This window comes from Pseudonocardia hispaniensis, from assembly GCF_042658695.1.
GTDB lineage: Bacteria > Actinomycetota > Actinomycetes > Mycobacteriales > Pseudonocardiaceae > Pseudonocardia > Pseudonocardia hispaniensis.
In genome coordinates this window covers 52,271-69,580 of sequence record NZ_JBHSQW010000016.1, presented here as the reverse complement: position 1 = coordinate 69,580, position 17,310 = coordinate 52,271, and the positions used below count along the sequence as shown (strand labels likewise).

At 72.7% G+C, this 17,310-nt stretch carries 18 protein-coding genes; 1 reads left to right on the top strand and 17 read right to left on the bottom strand.

Features of this window, described 5'->3' with window-relative positions; all coding sequences use genetic code 11:
• Window positions 1–4 precede the first annotated feature (4 nt).
• The 9 genes from rpoZ to pyrR form a co-directional block, all read right to left on the bottom strand.
• Window positions 5–277, bottom strand: a complete 273-nt coding sequence (gene rpoZ / locus ACFQE5_RS08300) for a DNA-directed RNA polymerase subunit omega (RefSeq protein ID WP_379584307.1) — start codon at window positions 275–277, stop codon at window positions 5–7.
• A gap of 2 nt (window positions 278–279) precedes the next feature.
• Window positions 280–918 (bottom strand): guanylate kinase, encoded by a 639-nt coding sequence (gmk, locus tag ACFQE5_RS08295; RefSeq protein ID WP_379584246.1) that lies wholly within the window; start codon window positions 916–918, stop codon window positions 280–282.
• Between the two features lie 70 nt (window positions 919–988).
• Window positions 989–1,303, bottom strand: coding sequence for an integration host factor, actinobacterial type (gene mihF, locus ACFQE5_RS08290; RefSeq protein WP_028930023.1), 315 nt, complete (start codon window positions 1,301–1,303; stop codon window positions 989–991).
• 177 nt (window positions 1,304–1,480) lie between these two features.
• On the bottom strand, window positions 1,481–2,344 hold the full coding sequence (pyrF, locus tag ACFQE5_RS08285; RefSeq protein ID WP_379584245.1) for an orotidine-5'-phosphate decarboxylase: 864 nt from the start codon (window positions 2,342–2,344) through the stop codon (window positions 1,481–1,483).
• Window positions 2,341–5,634, bottom strand: a complete 3,294-nt coding sequence (gene carB / locus ACFQE5_RS08280; protein WP_379584244.1) for a carbamoyl-phosphate synthase large subunit — start codon at window positions 5,632–5,634, stop codon at window positions 2,341–2,343. Before carB ends, pyrF begins: the two co-directional genes overlap by 4 nt.
• Window positions 5,634–6,785: a glutamine-hydrolyzing carbamoyl-phosphate synthase small subunit gene (gene carA, locus ACFQE5_RS08275; protein WP_379584243.1), complete on the bottom strand. Its 1,152-nt coding sequence runs from the start codon at window positions 6,783–6,785 to the stop codon at window positions 5,634–5,636. The genes carB and carA overlap by 1 nt, the downstream gene beginning before the upstream one ends.
• Window positions 6,782–8,077 carry a dihydroorotase gene (locus tag ACFQE5_RS08270; RefSeq protein ID WP_379584242.1) on the bottom strand — a complete coding sequence of 432 codons (1,296 nt, stop codon included), beginning with the start codon at window positions 8,075–8,077 and terminating at the stop codon, window positions 6,782–6,784. Before ACFQE5_RS08270 ends, carA begins: the two co-directional genes overlap by 4 nt.
• A gap of 38 nt (window positions 8,078–8,115) precedes the next feature.
• Window positions 8,116–9,072 (bottom strand): aspartate carbamoyltransferase catalytic subunit, encoded by a 957-nt coding sequence (locus ACFQE5_RS08265; RefSeq protein ID WP_379584241.1) that lies wholly within the window; start codon window positions 9,070–9,072, stop codon window positions 8,116–8,118.
• Window positions 9,069–9,656: a bifunctional pyr operon transcriptional regulator/uracil phosphoribosyltransferase PyrR gene (gene pyrR / locus ACFQE5_RS08260; RefSeq protein WP_379584240.1), complete on the bottom strand. Its 588-nt coding sequence runs from the start codon at window positions 9,654–9,656 to the stop codon at window positions 9,069–9,071. Before pyrR ends, ACFQE5_RS08265 begins: the two co-directional genes overlap by 4 nt.
• Window positions 9,657–10,079: 423 nt before the next feature.
• On the opposite strand from pyrR, the gene bldD reads away from it, so the two are divergent.
• On the top strand, window positions 10,080–10,571 hold the full coding sequence (gene bldD, locus ACFQE5_RS08255; RefSeq protein ID WP_379584239.1) for a transcriptional regulator BldD: 492 nt from the start codon (window positions 10,080–10,082) through the stop codon (window positions 10,569–10,571).
• Window positions 10,572–10,712: 141 nt separating this feature from the next.
• Here the strand turns inward: bldD and nusB are convergent, their stop codons facing one another.
• The 8 genes from nusB to ACFQE5_RS08215 form a co-directional block, all read right to left on the bottom strand.
• On the bottom strand, window positions 10,713–11,132 hold the full coding sequence (gene nusB / locus ACFQE5_RS08250; protein WP_379584238.1) for a transcription antitermination factor NusB: 420 nt from the start codon (window positions 11,130–11,132) through the stop codon (window positions 10,713–10,715).
• 1 nt (window position 11,133) lies between these two features.
• Window positions 11,134–11,697, bottom strand: coding sequence for an elongation factor P (gene efp, locus ACFQE5_RS08245; RefSeq protein WP_379584237.1), 564 nt, complete (start codon window positions 11,695–11,697; stop codon window positions 11,134–11,136).
• A 192-nt stretch (window positions 11,698–11,889) separates the two neighbouring features.
• A complete protein-coding gene (locus ACFQE5_RS08240; protein WP_379584236.1) occupies window positions 11,890–12,975 on the bottom strand; it encodes a M24 family metallopeptidase in 1,086 nt (361 codons plus the stop codon).
• Window positions 12,976–13,027: 52 nt separating this feature from the next.
• Window positions 13,028–13,477 carry a type II 3-dehydroquinate dehydratase gene (gene aroQ, locus ACFQE5_RS08235; protein ID WP_379584235.1) on the bottom strand — a complete coding sequence of 150 codons (450 nt, stop codon included), beginning with the start codon at window positions 13,475–13,477 and terminating at the stop codon, window positions 13,028–13,030.
• The gene (gene aroB, locus ACFQE5_RS08230; protein WP_379584234.1) at window positions 13,474–14,565 is read right to left on the bottom strand and encodes a 3-dehydroquinate synthase; all 1,092 of its coding nucleotides are present in this window, start codon (window positions 14,563–14,565) and stop codon (window positions 13,474–13,476) included. The genes aroQ and aroB overlap by 4 nt, the downstream gene beginning before the upstream one ends.
• 69 nt (window positions 14,566–14,634) lie before the next feature.
• Entirely contained in the window at window positions 14,635–15,324 is a 690-nt protein-coding gene (locus tag ACFQE5_RS08225; protein WP_379584233.1) for a shikimate kinase, read from the bottom strand.
• A 13-nt stretch (window positions 15,325–15,337) separates the two neighbouring features.
• Complete coding sequence (gene aroC, locus ACFQE5_RS08220; RefSeq protein WP_379584232.1) at window positions 15,338–16,519, bottom strand: chorismate synthase; 1,182 nt, start codon at window positions 16,517–16,519, stop codon at window positions 15,338–15,340.
• A gap of 13 nt (window positions 16,520–16,532) precedes the next feature.
• Window positions 16,533–17,309 (bottom strand): prepilin peptidase, encoded by a 777-nt coding sequence (locus ACFQE5_RS08215; RefSeq protein WP_379584231.1) that lies wholly within the window; start codon window positions 17,307–17,309, stop codon window positions 16,533–16,535.
• Window position 17,310: the final 1 nt, after the last annotated feature.

The following is a 17,310-nucleotide window of genomic DNA, read 5'->3' as shown; positions in this document are numbered from 1 at the left end:
GTACCTACTCGCCCTCGACGTGCTCGAGCAGGCCGGCCTGGATCTCCCGCATGGCGATCGAGAGCGGCTTCTCGCGCGGGCCCGGCTCGACGAGCGGACCGACGTACTCGAGCAGGCCCTCGCCCAGCTGCGAGTAGTAGTCGTTGATCTGGCGGGCACGCTTGGCCGCGTAGATGACGAGTGCGTACTTCGACGACACCTTGTCGAGCAGTTCGTCGATCGGCGGGTTGGTGATGCCTTCGGGCGTGAAACCGGAATCCGCGCCGGTCAGCGGCATACTCACTGGAGAGACTCCTGAGGAGAGAGATCGGGGTCCGCGCCCGGCGGCGAGGCGCGGTCGACCAGTAATCCTACCAACCGTGCGGTGACCGACCGCAGGTCGTCGCTCACGACGGCCACGTCGAACTCGTCACGTGCCGCCAGCTCCACGCGAGCGGTCTCCAGCCGGCGTGCCAGCTCGGCCGAGGACTCGGTGCCGCGGCCGGTGAGCCGCCGCGCCAGCTCCTCGAACGACGGCGGCTCCAGGAACACCGTCACGGCCTCCGGAAGCGCGGCCTTGATCGCCCGGGCACCCTGCAGATCGACCTCCGCGAGCACGGGCCGCCCGGCCGCGAGCTCGCGTTCGATCGGGGCCCGCAGAGTTCCGGAGCGCTGCAACCCACCGTGGATCTCGGCCCATTCGAGCAGCTCACCCCTGGCGATGAGGTCGTCGAACTCCGCGGCCGAGACGAACCGGTAGTCCCGGCCGTCGACCTCGCCGACGCGGGGTGACCGGGTCGTCGCGGAGACGCTGAAGTACAGCTCGGGCAGTTCCGCGCGCAGCTGAGCGACGACGCTGCTCTTGCCTACCCCTGAGGGGCCGGCCAGCACGACCAGCCGGCCACGTGGGGGTCGGGGCCGGGTGGGGCCACCGCTCACGCAGCCTCTCCGGGGATCGGCGGCGTGACCCGGCGACCGCTGCTGTCCGATGGTGCGTTCGCCCGCCTGCTCACTGGTCGAACTCGGCCAGCAGCGCCTTGCGCTGCCGGTCACCGAGCCCGCGCAGCCGCCGGCTCGGCGCGATCTCCAGCCGCTCCATGATCTGGGCGGCACGGACCTTGCCCACGCCGGGCATCGCCTCCAGCAGCGCCGACACCTTCATCTTGCCGAGCACCTCGTCGGAGTCGGACTGGGTCAGCACCTCCTGAAGAGTCGTTCCGCCGCGCTTGAGCCGGTCCTTCAGCTCTGCCCGGGCGCGGCGGGCGGCCGCGGCCTTCTCCAGCGCGGCTGCTCGCTGTTCCTCGGTCAGCTGGGGAAGGGCCACGGTCTCCTCCGTCTTTCGGTGGTGGTATTTCGGTCGTGCAAACATCCGGTGAATCCTCGGACCCAGCGGATTACCCGCTGACTCCCGGACGAACGTACTCAGCCGCACCGGCGGCCCGTCAACTGGGGTCCACCAGTGGCTTTCGAGGTGCGCCCCCCTCGCCGTGCCCAGATCGTGTCATGGGCGCCCCCCGCCGGACCGCCCGGCCGTGGAGTTCTCGCGGGCGATCTCGTTGCCCAGCGCCAGGGCGGCCGCGCGCACCGCCCCCGGGTCGGGACCGGCGCCCAGCACCGAGCGTGACGCCGAGGGCAGCACCAGGCCGCCGGCCCCGGCGAAGCGCGCCGCGACGTCGCCGGGGCCGGCCCCCTGAGCACCGATGCCGGGCGCAAGTACGGCACCGTTGAGCTCACCGAGAGCGAGTCCGTGGGCGTCGGTGGCTCCGACGACCACCCCCACGTGGCCCAGTGGCGTCACTCCGGCGTTGAGCGCGGCGACGCCATCGACGATCGCCTGGGCGACCGACCGGCCCGCCCGGTCGGCCAACTGCACCTCGGCCCCCTCCGGATTGGAGGTCCGGGCCAGCACGAAGACCCCGCGGCCCGCCTCGCCCGCCACCCGCAGCGCCGGGGCGAGCGAGCCGAGACCCAGGTAGGGCGAGAGCGTGACCGCATCGGCGGCCAACGGGGCGCCCACCCGAAGGTAGGCGTCGGCGTAGCCGTCCATCGTCGAGCCGATGTCGCCGCGCTTGACATCGAGCAGGCTGAGCGTGCCGGTCTGGGCCGTCGCCGCGAGTAGCCGCTCGAGCACCGCGACACCGGCCGCGCCGTGCCGTTCGAAGAACGCCGACTGCGGTTTGACCACCGCGACGTGCCCGCCGAGGGCCTCCAGGGCGGTCATCGCGAACCGCTCCAGCCCGGCGGCGTCGTCGGCGAGACCCCAGGCGGCCAACAGCCCCGGATGCGGGTCGATCCCGACGCACAGCGGCCCGTACGCCTCGACCGCGGCCACCAGTCGCTCGCCGAACGATCGCCGCGAGGTCACGGGTGGGCCGTCCGCAGCGCCCGGTGGGCGTCCTGCAAGGACCGGACCCCGAGGCTGCCCTTGATCAACGCCTCGATGCCCTGCACCGCGGCCGCGGCACCCTGGACGGTGGTCATGCACGGCACCCCGCGGGACACCGCGGCCGCGCGGATCTCGTAGCCGTCCACCCGCGGGCCGGCGTTGCCGTACGGGGTGTTGACGATCGCGTCGACCTCCCCGGCGAGGATGCGGTCGACGATCGTCTCGCCCGCCTCGCGCTCCGAGTGCTTGCGCACCACCGTGACCACGATTCCGTTGCGGCGCAGCACATCGGCGGTGCCCTCGGTGGCCAGCACCTCGAAACCCAGGTCCGCGAGCCTGCGGACCGGGAACACCATGGCCCGTTTGTCCCGGTCGGCCAGCGAGACGAAGACCCGGCCCTTGACCGGCAGCGATCCGTAGGCCGCTGCCTGGGACTTCGCGAACGCCGGGCCGAACGCGGCATCGATGCCCATGACCTCGCCGGTCGACTTCATCTCCGGGCCGAGGATCGGGTCGACGCCCTGACCGCTCGGCAGCCGGAACCGGTTGAACGGCAGCACGGCCTCCTTGACCGCGACCGGCGCGTCGGGCGAGCCCTCGCCGCCGTCGCCGGACGCGGGCAGCAACCCCTCCGCCCGCAGCTCGGCGATCGTGGCCCCGAGCATGATCCGGGCCGCGGCCTTGGCCAGCGGCACCGCGGTCGCCTTCGACACGAACGGCACCGTCCGCGACGCCCGCGGGTTGGCCTCGAGTACGTGAAGCGTCTCGCCGTGCAGCGCGTACTGCACGTTCAGCAACCCGCGTACCCCGACGCCGTGCGCGATCGCCTCGGTGGACCGGCGGACGGCCGCGAGCACCGAACGGCCGAGCGTGATCGGCGGCAGGGTGCAGCACGAGTCACCGGAGTGCACCCCGGCCTCCTCGATGTGCTCCATCACCCCGCCGATGAACACCTCGGTGCCGTCGCACAGCGCGTCGACGTCGATCTCGATGGCGTCGTCGAGAAACCGGTCGACGAGGACCGGTCGTTCCGGGCTGATCGCCGTGGCCCGCGAGATGTACCCGGCCAGCGACTCGTCGTCGTAGACGATCTCCATACCCCGCCCGCCGAGCACGTAGGACGGCCGCACGAGCACCGGGTAGCCGATGCGTTCGGCGATCTCCCGGGCCTGCTCGTAACTCGTCGCGGTGCCGAACGCGGGCGCAGGCAGCTTCGCGCGGCGCAGCACCTCGCCGAAGGCCCCGCGGTCCTCGGCGAGGTCGATCGCCGCCGCCGACGTGCCGACGACCGGGACGCCCGCGGCGGTCAGCCGCTGCGCCAGCCCGAGCGGGGTCTGCCCGCCGAGCTGCACGATGACGCCGGCGACGGTCCCGGACCGCTGTTCGGCGTGCACGACCTCGAGCACGTCCTCGAAGGTCAACGGTTCGAAGTAGAGCCGGTCGGCGGTGTCGTAGTCGGTCGAGACCGTCTCCGGGTTGCAGTTGACCATCACGGTCTCGAACCCGGCCTCGCGCAGCGCCATCACCGCGTGCACACAGGAGTAGTCGAACTCGATGCCCTGCCCGATCCGGTTGGGCCCCGAACCGAGGATGATCACCTTGGGCTTGGCGGTCTGCGGCGCGATCTCGGACTCGGCGGCGGGATCGGTCTCGTACGCGCTGTAGTGGTAGGGCGTCCTGGCGGCGAACTCGGCGGCGCAGGTGTCGACCGTCTTGTAGACGGGCCGGATGCCCAGCCGGTGCCGCAGGGTCCGCACCCCGTCCTCGCCCGCGAACTCGGGCCGCAGCGCGGCGATCTGCCGGTCCGACAGACCGGCCCGCTTGGCCCGGCGCAGCAGTGCCGCGTCGAGCACCGCGGCCTCGACCACCTCGGTCCGCAGCTCGGTGAGCAGGGCGATCTGATCGAGGAACCACGGGTCGATGCCCGAGCGGGCCGCCACCTCGTCGACGCTGCGGCCCTCGCGCAGCGCGCGTTCGACGGCGTAGATCCGGCCGTCGGTGGGGATGGCGAGATCCACCGGTTCGGCGGGGTCGGGGGCGGTCCAGAAGCCGGCCCGGGACGTCTCCATCGAGCGCAGCGCCTTGCCCAGCGCCTCCTGGAACGACCGGCCCAGCGCCATCGCCTCGCCGACGCTCTTCATCGTCGTGGTCAGCTCGGGGTCGGCGCCCGGGAACTTCTCGAACGCGAACCGCGGCACCTTCACCACGACGTAGTCGAGCGTCGGTTCGAAGGCCGCCGGGGTCTCCCCGGTGATGTCGTTGCGGATCTCGTCGAGGGTGTAGCCGATCGCGAGCTTGGCCGCGATCTTCGCGATCGGGAAACCGGTTGCCTTCGACGCCAGCGCCGAGGACCGCGACACCCTCGGGTTCATCTCGATCACGACCAGCCTGCCGGTGTCGGGATGGACCGCGAACTGGATGTTGCATCCCCCGGTGTCGACGCCGACCGCGCGCAGCACCGCGATGCCCAGGTCGCGCATCCGCTGGTACTCGCGGTCGGTCAGGGTCATCGCCGGGGCCACGGTGATCGAGTCCCCGGTGTGCACGCCCATCGGGTCGAGGTTCTCGATGGAGCAGATGACGACCGCGTTGTCCGCGGCGTCGCGCATCAGCTCGAGCTCGTACTCCTTCCAGCCGAGCACGGACTCCTCGATCAGCACCTCGTGCACCGGGGAGGCGGCGAGCCCCGCGCCGGCCAGCCGCTCCAGGTCGTCGTCGGTGTGCGCCATTCCGGAGCCGAGCCCGCCCATCGTGAACGAGGGCCGGATGACCACCGGAAGCCCGAGCTCCGCGACCGCGGTGCGCACCTCGTCCATGGAGTGGCAGACCGCCGAACGCGGCACGTCGCCGCCGACGGCCTGCACGATCTCCTTGAACTTCAGCCGGTCCTCGCCGCGCTGGATGGCGTCGATGTCCGCACCGATCAGCTCCACGCCGTAGCGGGCCAGCACACCCTTCTCGTGCAGCGCGACCGCCGTGTTGAGGGCGGTCTGCCCGCCGAGGGTCGCCAGCAACGCGTCGGGCCGTTCGACCGCGATGATCTGCTCGACGAACTCGGGCGTGATCGGCTCGACATAGGTGGCGTCGGCGAACTCCGGGTCCGTCATGATCGTCGCCGGGTTGGAGTTGACCAGCGAGACCCGGATGCCCTCGGCGCGCAGCACCCGGCAGGCCTGGGTCCCGGAGTAGTCGAACTCGCAGGCCTGTCCGATGACGATCGGTCCGGAACCGATCACCATGACATGCCGGATGTCCTCGCGACGGGGCATCAGGAGCCCTCCTCGATGAGCCGGTGCCGCCCGCCGACCGGCCGCTCGGCCATCAGCGCGACGAATCTGTCGAACAGGTCGGCGGCGTCGTGCGGGCCCGCCGCGGCCTCGGGGTGGTACTGCACGCTGAACGCGGGAAAGGCCTCGCCCGCGAGGCCCTCGACGGTGCCGTCGTTGGCGCAGGTGTGGGTGATCAGGGCGGGGCCGAACGGGGTGTCGAACCGTTCCCCCGCCTCGCCCTCGACGGCGAACCCGTGGTTCTGCGAGGTGATCGCCACCCGGCCGGTGGCGTGCTCGATGACCGGGATGTTGATGCCGCGGTGGCCGTAGCGCATCTTGTAGGTACCCCTGCCCAGCGCGCGGCCGAGGATCTGGTTGCCGAAGCAGATGCCGAACAGCGGGATCCGCCGCTCGAGCACCTGGCGGGTCAGCTCGACCGGCTCGTCGGCGGTGGCGGGGTCTCCGGGGCCGTTGGACAGGAAGAACCCGTCGGCGCCGAGCGCCAGCACGTCCTCGATGGAGCTCGAGGCGGGCAGCACATGCACCTCGACGCCGCGCGCGGCGAGCATCCGCGGGGTGTTCAGCTTGATCCCCACGTCGAGCGCCGCGACGGTGAACCGCTTCTCGCCGACGGCGGGGACGACATAGGGCTCGCGGGTGGTGACGGCACCGTAGAGGCTGGCACCGGCCATCGGAGGGCTTGCGCGCACCCGTTCCAGCAGTTCGTCGTCGGGGGCGAGCACATCTCCCGAGAAGACCCCGGCCCGCATCGCGCCGCGTTCGCGCAGATGCCGCACGACCGCGCGGGTGTCCAGGCCCGCGACGCCGACGATGCCCTGTTCGGTGAGCACCTCATCGAGGCAGCGGCGCGACCGCCAGTTCGACGGCCTGCGGGCCGGGTCGCGCACCGCGTAGCCCGCGACGTGGATCCGACTCGACTCGTCGTCCTCGTCGTTCCATCCGGTGTTGCCGATCTGGGGCGCGGTCTGCACCACGATCTGGCGGTGGTAGGACGGATCGGTGAGGGTCTCCTGGTAGCCCGTCATGGCGGTGGTGAAGACGGCCTCGCCGAGGGCCTGCCCGGTGGCGCCGTACGCCTCGCCCCGGAAGATCCGTCCGTCCTCGAGGACCAGGAACGCGGGCTGGTTCATGACTGCTGGACCTTCCCGTCGCGCGCGGTGATCCGGCCGCGCAGCACCGTCGCCCGCACCGTCGCGGGCAGGCGCATGCCGTCGTAGGGCGTGTTCGCCGCGATGCTCTCCAGGGCCGCGCCACGCACGGTCCACTGGTCGTCCGGGTCGATGAGGGTCAGGTTCGCCGGCTCGCCGACCGCGATCGGGCGGCCCTGGTCGGACAGCCCGGCGATCTGGGCGGGCCGCTGCGACAGCACCCGGGCGACGCCGTGCCAGTCGAGCAGGCCGGGCTCGACCATCGTGTGCACCAGCACCGACAGCGCCGTCTGCAGCCCGAGCATCCCGGGGCGGGCCGCGGCCCATTCGGTGTCCTTGTACTGCGCGGCATGCGGGGCGTGGTCGGTGGCCACGACATCGATGACGCCCTCGGCCAACGCCTCGCGCATCGCCTTGGTGTCGGCGGCGGTACGCAGCGGCGGGTTGACCTTGTGGACGGGGTCGTAGCCGGTGAGCGCCGCATCGGTGAGCAGAAGATGATGCGGGGTGACCTCCGCGGAGACCCGCACCCCCGCCGTCTTGGCCGCGCGCAGCACGTCGATGGTGTACGCCGAGGACACGTGGCAGACGTGCAGCGCCGCGTTCGCGTCGCGGGCCAGCGCACAGTCGCGGGCGACGATCGTCTCCTCGGCGGCGGCCGGCCAGCCGGAAAGACCCAGCCGGGAGGCCACCACCCCTTCGTGCGCCTGTGCCCCGGCCGTCAGCCGATGATCCTCGGCATGCTGGGCGATCACCACCCCCAGCGCCGAGGCGTACTCCAGCGCCCTGCGCATGATCAGCGGGTCGTTCACGCACCGGCCGTCGTCGGAGAACATCCTGACCTGCGCCCGCGAGCGCGCCATGCTGCCGAGCTCGGCGAGCTTGGTGCCTTCCAGCCCGACGGTGACCGCGCCGACGGGGTGCACGTCGACCAACCCGACCTCGGCGCCCCGCCGGTGCACGTGTTCGACGACGACCTCGGTGTCGGCCACCGGGTTGGTGTTGGGCATCGCGAACACGGCGGTGAACCCACCGAGGGCGGCGGCCCGCGAGCCCGACTCGATGGTCTCGGACTCCTCGCCACCGGGTTCGCGCAGGTGCACGTGCAGGTCGACGAAGCCGGGCAGCAACACCAGCCCGTCGGCGTCGAGAACCTCGGCGCCGCCGGACGCGTCGAGGCCGACGCCGATCTCGGCGATGACGCCGTTCTCGACCCGCACGTCGACGGCGTCCTCGCCGTACGGACGGGCGTTGCGGATCAGCAGGTCGGGCACGTTCGCTCCGTTCCGGTTCGCGGCGGGGTGGGTTCGCGTCATTCGGGTGCCCCCGCAAGCAGGTGGTAGAGGACGGCCATCCGCACGTGCACCCCGTTGCGGACCTGGGCCAGGATCGCCGAGCGCACGGAGTCCGCCACCGAGGGCGCGATCTCCATGCCGCGCACCATCGGGCCGGGATGCATCACGACGGCGTGTTCGGGGAGTTTGGCCGCCCGTTCGTCGGACAGCCCGTAGCCGATCGCGTACTCGCGCGCGGAGGGGAAGAACGCGCCGTGCATCCGCTCGGCCTGCACGCGCAGCGTCATCACCGCGTCGAGCGTGGGCAGCTCGGCGTCGATCTCGTGCGAGATCCGGCAGGGCCACTGTTCGACCCCGATCGGCAGCAGCGTCGGCGGCGCGACGAGGACGACCTCCGCGCCCAGGATGGCCAGCAGGAACACGTTCGAGCGGGCGACCCGGCTGTGCAGCACGTCGCCGACGATGCCGATCCGCCGCCCGGCGACGGAGCCGAGCCGGTCGCGCAGCGTGGCCGCGTCGAGCAGCGCCTGCGTGGGGTGCTCGTGGGTGCCGTCCCCCGCGTTGACGATGGCGGTGTGGCCTGCGGCGTCGCTGTGGCCGCCCGTCGCCTCCCGATCCATCCAGCTCGCCAGGCGGTGGGCCGCACCCGAGGCCGGATGACGAACGATCACACAGTCCGCACCCATCGCCGAGAGCGTCAGGGAGGTGTCCCGCAACGACTCCCCCTTGCCCACCGAGGAGCCGCGCGCGCTGACGTTGACGGTGTCGGCGCTCATCCATTTGCCCGCGACCTCGAAGGACACCCGGGTCCGGGTGGAGTCCTCGTAGAACATCGTGATGACGGTGCGTCCACGCAGCGTGGGCAGCTTGCGGACCTCCCGGCCGAGCAGTGCCTGCTTGAGCCGGTCGGCGGTGTCCAGCAGCGCTGTCGCGGCCGCGGCGTCGAGGTCGGTGACGCTCAGCAGATGCCTCACGCGTCCACGTCCCGCCGCAGGGCGACGCCGTCGACGCCGTCGATCTCGTCGAGGAACACCAGGATCTGCTCACTGCGCGCGGTCGGCACATTCTTGCCGACGTAGTCGGCGCGGATCGGAAGCTCGCGGTGGCCGCGGTCGACCAGGACGGCGAGCTGAACCGCGCGCGGCCTGCCGTGGTCGGCGAGCGCGTCGAGGGCCGCGCGGACGGTACGCCCGGACATCAGCACGTCGTCGACGAGCACGACGAGCCGGTCGTCGAGCCCACCCTCGGGGAGGTCGGTGTCCTCGAGGGCGCGGGTGGGTTTGCGGCGCAGGTCGTCGCGGTAGAGCGTGGGGTCCAGCCAGCCGACCGCCGGCGCGGCGCCGCCGAACTCGGCGATCGCGGCGGCCAGTCTGCGGGCCAGCACGGTGCCGCGGGTCGGGATGCCGATGAGGACGACCTCCTCGCCACCCGCGGTCTTCTCGATGATCTGATGCGCGATACGCGCAATGGTGCGGGTGACATCGGCGGCGCCCAGCAGCTCGCGGTCACTACCGCCGCTGCTCGCGCCACCTCCGTCCCCGCGGCGGTCGGTCGCCACGAGGCTCGCTCCTTTCCCGCCTCACCGGACGGGGTTAAAGGATGGTGTCGCGGTCACGCTAGCAGCGTCGGCCCGGGAGCACCCGGTCGAATCCGCCCGGAATCGCCAGCATCACAGGCGGCGGATCGCCGGTCCGGTGGCCGACTCGCGAACACCGCTGAACCGGGACGTCGATCAGCCGTTCAGGTGGAGAAGCCGCGCTCGCCGCACCGAGGCCATGGGTGAACTTGACCCACTGACGCAGACAGGCGCATGATTACTCTCCGTATTGATCAGCTGGCTCACGGATGGTCACGGCGGCGGGGGGACCAGCCGGAGCAGGCAGTCGGTAGGCCCAGGGTGTCGGCTCCACCACAGAGCAGAGCACACACGGATGTCGGGGCCCCGCGGCCGTACGTCCAGATCGAATGAGGGGATCGCCAGATGGGCGACTACGCCAAGGCGCTCGGAAGCAAGCTCCGGGCCATCCGGCAGCAGCAGGGGCTGTCATTACACGGCGTCGAGCAGAAGTCGGGAGGACGGTGGAAAGCCGTCGTCGTCGGCTCGTACGAGCGCGGGGACCGGGCGGTGACCGTCCAGAAGCTGGCCGAGCTCGCCGACTTCTACGGGGTACCCGTCGCCGAGCTGCTGCCCGAGGGCCGCGTGCCGTCGGGCTCGGAGCCCGCGACGAAGATCGTCATAAACCTCGAGCGGCTGCAACAGCTGCCCGCCGACAACGTGGGGCCACTGGCCCGCTACGCCGCCGCGATCCAGAGCCAGCGCGGCGACTACAACGGCAAGGTGCTCTCGATCCGGGCCGAGGACCTGCGCTCGCTGGCGATCATCTACGACACCAGCCCCGGCGAGCTGACCGATCGGCTGATCGACTGGGGTGTGCTGCCGCCCGAGGCCCGGCCCACCCACCGGGCGGACTGACGGTTCGGGCCGGCACCGCGCCCGGACGCCGCCGGGCCTACCCGTCCGGCGTGCCGCGCCGGCCCGGATCCGCCTCCGGGCGGCCGGGCGGCACCGGACCGGCCGCGTGCCCTCGCGCGTTCGACCCGGCCGGGTCCGGGCTCAGCGCGCTGCGCGCAGATGCTCGCCGATGTCGGCGATGCGCCCCAGCACGCCGTTGAGGAACCGCGGCGAGTCGTCCGTGGACAGCATCCGGGCCAGCTCCACCGCCTCGCTGATGGCGACCGCGTCGTCGATCTCGTCGACCCAGAGCAGCTCGAACACCCCGATCCGCAGCAGCGTGCGGTCGACGGCCGGCATCCGGGCCACCGTCCAGCCCTCGGCATGTTCGGCGAGCAGCTGGTCGATCCGTTCCTGGTTCGCGACGACACCCTCGACGAGCATCACGGCGTAGTCCGAGACCGGCGGGGCGTCGGCCGTCTCCCGACGGTGGGCCAGGACGTCGAGCGGCGCGTCCCCGCGCGCCTCGGACTCGAACAGGATGTCCAGCGCGCGTTTGCGGGCCTTCGTGCGCGCCCTCACGTCAACCGCTGACGCGGCCGAGGTAGCGACCGTCGCGGGTGTCCACCTTGACCTTCTCGCCGGTCGAGACGAACAGCGGCACCTGGATCTCCGCGCCCGTCTCGAGGGTGGCGGGCTTCGTGCCGCCGGTGGACCGGTCGCCCTGCAGGCCGGGGTCGGTGTTGGCGATGACGAGCTCGACGGACGTCGGCAGCTCGATGTACAGCGGCACCCCCTCGTGCATCGCGATCATCACGGCCTGGTTCTCCAGGAGGTAGTTCGCGGCGTCGCCGACCGTCGCCTCGGGCACCGGGATCTGGTCGTAGGTGTCACCGTCCATGAACACGAACTCGCTGCCATCGCGGTACAGGTAGGTCATGTCGCGCCGGTCGACGGTCGCGGTGTCGACCTTGGTGCCTGCGTTGAACGTCTTGTCGACCGTCTTGCCCGTGATCACGTTCTTGAGGGTCGTGCGCACGAATGCGCCACCCTTGCCCGGCTTGACGTGCTGGAACGCCTGGACGGTCCAGAGCTGGCCGTCCAGGTTGAGCACCAAGCCGTTCTTGAGGTCGTTCGTGGTGGCCACGTTTGCGGGTCTCTCCCTGAGTCGATGCGGGCGCAGGGGGCGAGCGGTCCTCGTGTCCGGGGGCTCGGCACCGCCCGCGCCCCGGGGTGTGCTCGGTACGGACGCCTCCGGAGCGGTGGCGCCACCATGCCGTCGACCAGGATACCGCCGCGCGGTGAGCGACCCGCACGCCCCGGCCCGGAAGCGGACGGGTCACACCTCGAGGAGCTCCCGGGGGCTACCGGTGAGCGGGTCGGGACCGTCGGAACGGACCACGAGGGTGTCCTCGATGCGCACGCCGCCGCGCCCCGGGAGGTAGACGCCCGGTTCGACCGTCAGGACCATCCCGGTGGCCAGTTCGTCGGTCCCGGTCGCCGAGAGTGCGGGCGCCTCGTGGATCTGCAACCCGACCCCGTGCCCGAGGCCGTGCGGGAAACGCTCCCCGTGTCCGGCCGCGACGATCACGTCCCGTGCCGCCGCGTCCACCTCGCGGACGTGCGCCCCGGCGGCGAGCGCCGCCCGCCCGGCCGCCTGCGCCGCCGCGACCAGCTCGTACAGCTCACGCTGCCAGTCGGCAGCGGGGCCGAGCACGAACATGCGGGTCATGTCCGAGTGGTAGCCATCGACGAGCGCGCCGAAGTCGATCGTGATGAGGTCGCCCCGGTCCAACGCGACGCCGGTCGGACGATGATGCGGGTACGCGGAGTTCGCCCCCGCGGCGACGATCGTCTCGAAGGCCGGGCCCGCGGCACCGTGCCCGCGCATCCGGTCGTCGAGGTCGAGCGCGACCTCACGCTCGGTCCGCCCGGCCCGCAGCCCGTGCGCGGCGAGCAGATCGGCCAGCGCGGCGTCGGCGACGGCGCACGCGGCGCGCACCGTCGTGATCTCGTCGGTGTCCTTCACCCGTCGCAGCCGCTGCACGAGGCCGGGAGCCCGCTCCAGTCGCACCCCGGGGACGGCCTCGCCCAGCGCGACGTGGGCGTCGACGGTCACGTGGTCGGACTCGAAGCCGAGCCGCCGGACGCCGCGCCCGGCCGCGTCCGCCGCCAGGGCGAAGCTCGTGGCTCGTTCGATGAGCGGCTCGAGGTCAGGGACCTGGACACCGGCCTGGGTCCGGTACCGGCCGTCGGTGCCGAACCGGGTCGCCCCGTCGCCGTCCACATGCACCAGCAGCGCGGCGTTCGACCCGGTGAACCCGGTCAGGTAGCGGACATTGACCAGGTCGGTGACGAGCAGCGCGTCCAGGTCGGCCGCGCGCAGCAGGTCGCGCAGCGCCTCGCGGCGGGTCGGGAACGGCATGCGTTGCTCCTTGGTCACCCTGCGGCGGTACCGTGGCCGGAATCGACGTCGCTCACGCGTGGTCGGCGATCCAGCGCAGCGCCAGCGCGTAGCCCGTGACACCGAGGCCGACGATCACCCCGGTCGCCACCGCGCTGACGTAGGAGTGGTGGCGGAACTCCTCGCGCCGGTGCACGTTGCTGATGTGGACCTCGATCAGCGGCGCCGTGAGCTGGGCGCAGGCGTCGCGCAGCGCCACCGAGGTGTGGGTCCAGCCGGCCGCGTTGAGCACCACGGGCGTCCCGGCGTCCGCGGCCGCGTGCAGCCAGCCGAGCAGCTCACCCTCGTGGTCGGTCTGCCGGACGTCGGCCACCAGTCCGACCTCGGCAGCGGCCCGCTGGCACAGGTCGACCAGGTCGGGGTAGCTCGTCGAGCCGTAGATCGCGGGCTCCCGGGTGCCCAACCGGCCCAGGTTCGGCCCGTTCAGCACCAGGACCGGGCGGGCGGGCTCACCGGCGGTCATGCCGGCGCGCCGCTGATCGCCGCGTAGGCGCGCTCGAGCAACGCGGTGTCGGGCCCCTCCAGCCTCCCGGGCTTGGCGAGTCCGTCGAGGACGACGAACCGCAGCAGCCCGGACCTGGCCTTCTTGTCCCCGGCCATGGTCGCGACGAGCTCGGGCAGCACTCCCGACGGGTAGGACACCGGCAGCCCGATCGCCGTGAGCACCGTGCGGTGCCGGTCGGCGGTGGCATCGTCGAGGCGTCCCGCGGCGCGCGCGAGCTCGGCGGCGAACACCAGGCCGACGCTCACCGCGGCGCCGTGCCGCCACCGGTAGCCCTCCCGGTGCTCGATGGCGTGCCCGAGGGTATGGCCGTAGTTGAGGACCTCCCGCAGATGCGACTCCCGCAGGTCGGCGCCGACCACATCGGCCTTGACCTGGATCGAGCGGCGGACCAGCTCGGGCAGCACCTCACCGGCCGGATCGAGCGCGGCGGCGGGATCACGCTCGACGAGATCGAGGATCGGCGGGTCGGCGATGAACCCGGCCTTGACGATCTCGGCCATCCCCGAAGCGATCTCCGCGGGCGGCAACGTGTCGAGGACGGCCAGGTCGACGAGCACCGCGGTGGGCTCGTGGAAGGCCCCGACCAGGTTCTTCCCGGCCGCGGTGTTGATCCCGGTCTTCCCGCCGACCGCGGCGTCGACCATCGCCAGCAGAGTGGTCGGGATGTGCACGACCCTCACCCCGCGCATCCAGGTAGCGGCGACGAAACCCCCCAGGTCGGTCACCGCGCCACCGCCCAGGGTGATCACGACGTCGTGCCGGGTCAGCCCGACCCGCCCACAGGCCTCCCAGCACCGGCCCGCGACCGCGAGGGACTTGCCCTCCTCGGCGTCGGGAACGTCGATCAGGTGGGCCTCGATGCCCGTGCCCGCGAGCTCCGCCCGAAGGGTCTCGGCGAGGGCGGTCAGCCCGGGCTGATGGATGACGACGGACTTCGTGGCCGCGAGGTCGCCGATCACCCCGACCACCTCGCTGCGCGCGTGGCGACCGACGAGCACCTGGTAAGGCCGCTCGGCGGCCACCTCGATCCGCACGGGTCCGTCCATGGCGCATGACCCTAACCGCGCCCGCGACCGTCCCGGTCGGGTACCCCGGCCACTCGGGCGTGCCGGGCGTCAGCCGGGTCCGACCGCCCGCGAACCCGCCTCGGGGACCTGGTCGCGGGAGACCGGATCGGGCAGCAGGACCTCGTCCCGGGGCGTGGGTTCGTCCAACGGGTCACCCGGCTTTGACTCGGCCGGACTCGACGGGGCCTGCAGCGCCCGCTCGCCGAGCGCCGGGTCCGCCAGGGCCGCGAGGACCGCGGTCGCGACCTGGTTGGCGCTGCGCCGCGCCGTGCCGACCTCGACGGTCGCCACCTCGCGGTACAGCGGCACCCGTGCCTCCAGCAGAGCCCGGAACGTCGCACGCGGGTTGACCCCGGCCAGCAGCGGCCGGGCGGTGGACATACCGGTGCGGCGCAACCCGTCGGCGAGCTCGACCCGCAGGTACACCACGCGGTGGTCACGCAGCGCGGTGCGGGTCTGCTCCGCCAGCACCGCGCCGCCACCGAGCGCCAGCACTCCCCGGGCCTGGCCGAGCGCCTCCGCGATGATCTCGCGTTCGATCACGCGGAACGCCTTCTCGCCGTCCTGCGCGAAGATGTCGGCGATCGACTTTCCGGCGCGCTCCTCGATCAGCTCGTCGGTGTCGGTGAACGCGACACCGAGCCGGCGGGCGACGACCCTGCCGACGGTGCTCTTACCCGACCCGGGCGGGCCGACGAAGACCATCACCGGACGCAGCGAGCCGGTCGCGGTGTTCATCGCCGTGGCTCGCTCATCTCGCGACACCGCCGCCGGCCGCCACGTAGGCCCGCAGGTTGCGGACCGTCTCGGGCAGCGAGTCGCCGCCGAACTTCTCCAGCGCAGCGTCGGCCAGCACCAGGGCCACCATCGCCTCCGCCACGACGCCGGCCGCCGGCACGGCGCACACGTCGGAGCGCTGGTGGATCGCCCGGGCGGCCTCGCCGGTGGCGACGTCGACCGTCCGCAGCGCGCGCGGCACCGTGGAGATCGGCTTCATCGCCACCCGCACCCGCACCGGCTCGCCGTTGGTCATCCCACCCTCGATACCACCCGCGCGGTTGGACAGCCGCCGGACCGGATCACCGGGGACCATCTCGTCGTGCGCGGCGCTGCCGCGGCGGCGGGCCGTGCGGAAGCCGTCGCCGATCTCGACACCCTTCATCGCCTGGATGCCCATCAGCGCGCCGGCCAGCCGGGCGTCGAGGCGCCGATCGGCCTGCACGTAGGAGCCGATCCCGACCGGGAGCCCGTAGGCGATCACCTCGACGACCCCGCCGAGGGTGTCGCCGTCGCGCTGCGCCGCGTCGACCTGCGCGATCATCGCCTCGGCCGCGGCGGCGTCGAACGCGCGCACCGGGTTGGCGTCGATCCGCTCCAGGTCACCCGGCCCGGGCAGCACGCCCTCGGGCGCCTCGGCCGCGCCCAACGCAACGACGTGGGAGAGGATATCGACCCCGAAACCCTGTGTGAGGAAGGCCTTGGCCACGGTGCCGAGCACCACCCGGGCCGCGGTCTCGCGCGCGCTGGCCCGCTCCAGGACCGGACGGGCGTCGTCGAAGCCGTACTTCGTCATGCCCGAGAGGTCGGCGTGGCCGGGCCGTGGCCGAGTCAGCGGCGCGTTGCGGGCGCGGCCGGCGATGAGCTCGGGATCGACGGGATCGGCTGCCATCACCGTCTCCCACTTGGGCCACTCGGTGTTGCCGATGCGGACCGCCACCGGGCCGCCCTGCGTCACCCCGTGCCGGACCCCGCCGATCACCTCGAGCTCGTCGGCCTCGAACGTCATCCGGGCGCCCCGGCCGTACCCCAGCCTGCGCCGCGCCAGCTCGGCGGCCAGCTCCTTGGTGGTGATCTCGACGCCGGCGACCATGCCCTCGAGCACGGCGACCAGCGCGGGACCGTGCGATTCCCCGGCGGTGATCCAACGCAACACGCCGGCCATCCTCTCACCCCAGTCCCGGGGCGAGCCCCGAGCCCGCCATCACGAGCCAACCCGCGGCGAGCATCGCCGGACCGTGCGGCACCGCCGCCCCGCGGCCGATCCGCCCGCAGCCCAGACCCACCGCCGCGACCAGCCCGGTGAGCACCGTAGCGCCCAGCGCGCCGAGCAGCAGCGCGGGCCACGACACCGCCGCCAGCACGGCCCCCAGCGTGGCCGCGAGCTTGACGTCACCCGCCCCGAGGGCTTCCGGGACCGTCAGGTGGACGACGGCGTAGGCGGCCAGCAGGACGGCCGCGCCGGCCACCGCCCGCAGCAGCGCCGCGGTGCCCAGTGGGATGAGCAGCAGCACCGCCGCCGGCAGAGCGGGCCCGGTGAGCGCATCGGGCAGACGATGGACCAGGACGTCCACCGCGGTCCCCGCCACAGCCAGCCAGCCCAGCCCGAGCAGCACCGGCAGCCACCGACCCGCCAGCGCACCCACTCCCCAGGACAGGCCGGTGAGACCCCACAGCAGTCCCACCGCCGTCTCGCACCACAGCGGCGGGACCCGTGCCCCGCGGCGCATCCGGGCCAGCAGCAACCGGGCGGCGGCCCCCGCCGGCACACCACAGGCGACACAGGCGGCGACGATGGCGGTCGTCGTCAGCGGATCCACGGTTCCGATGCTCGCGAGGATGTCGTCGCGGCGACAGTCCGCACCGGCCACCTGTGGATGACCGGGCCCCGATGTGGATGCCCGGGCCCGCTCGCGGCGCAGCGCCCCGAATCCGTCGGAGCCCACT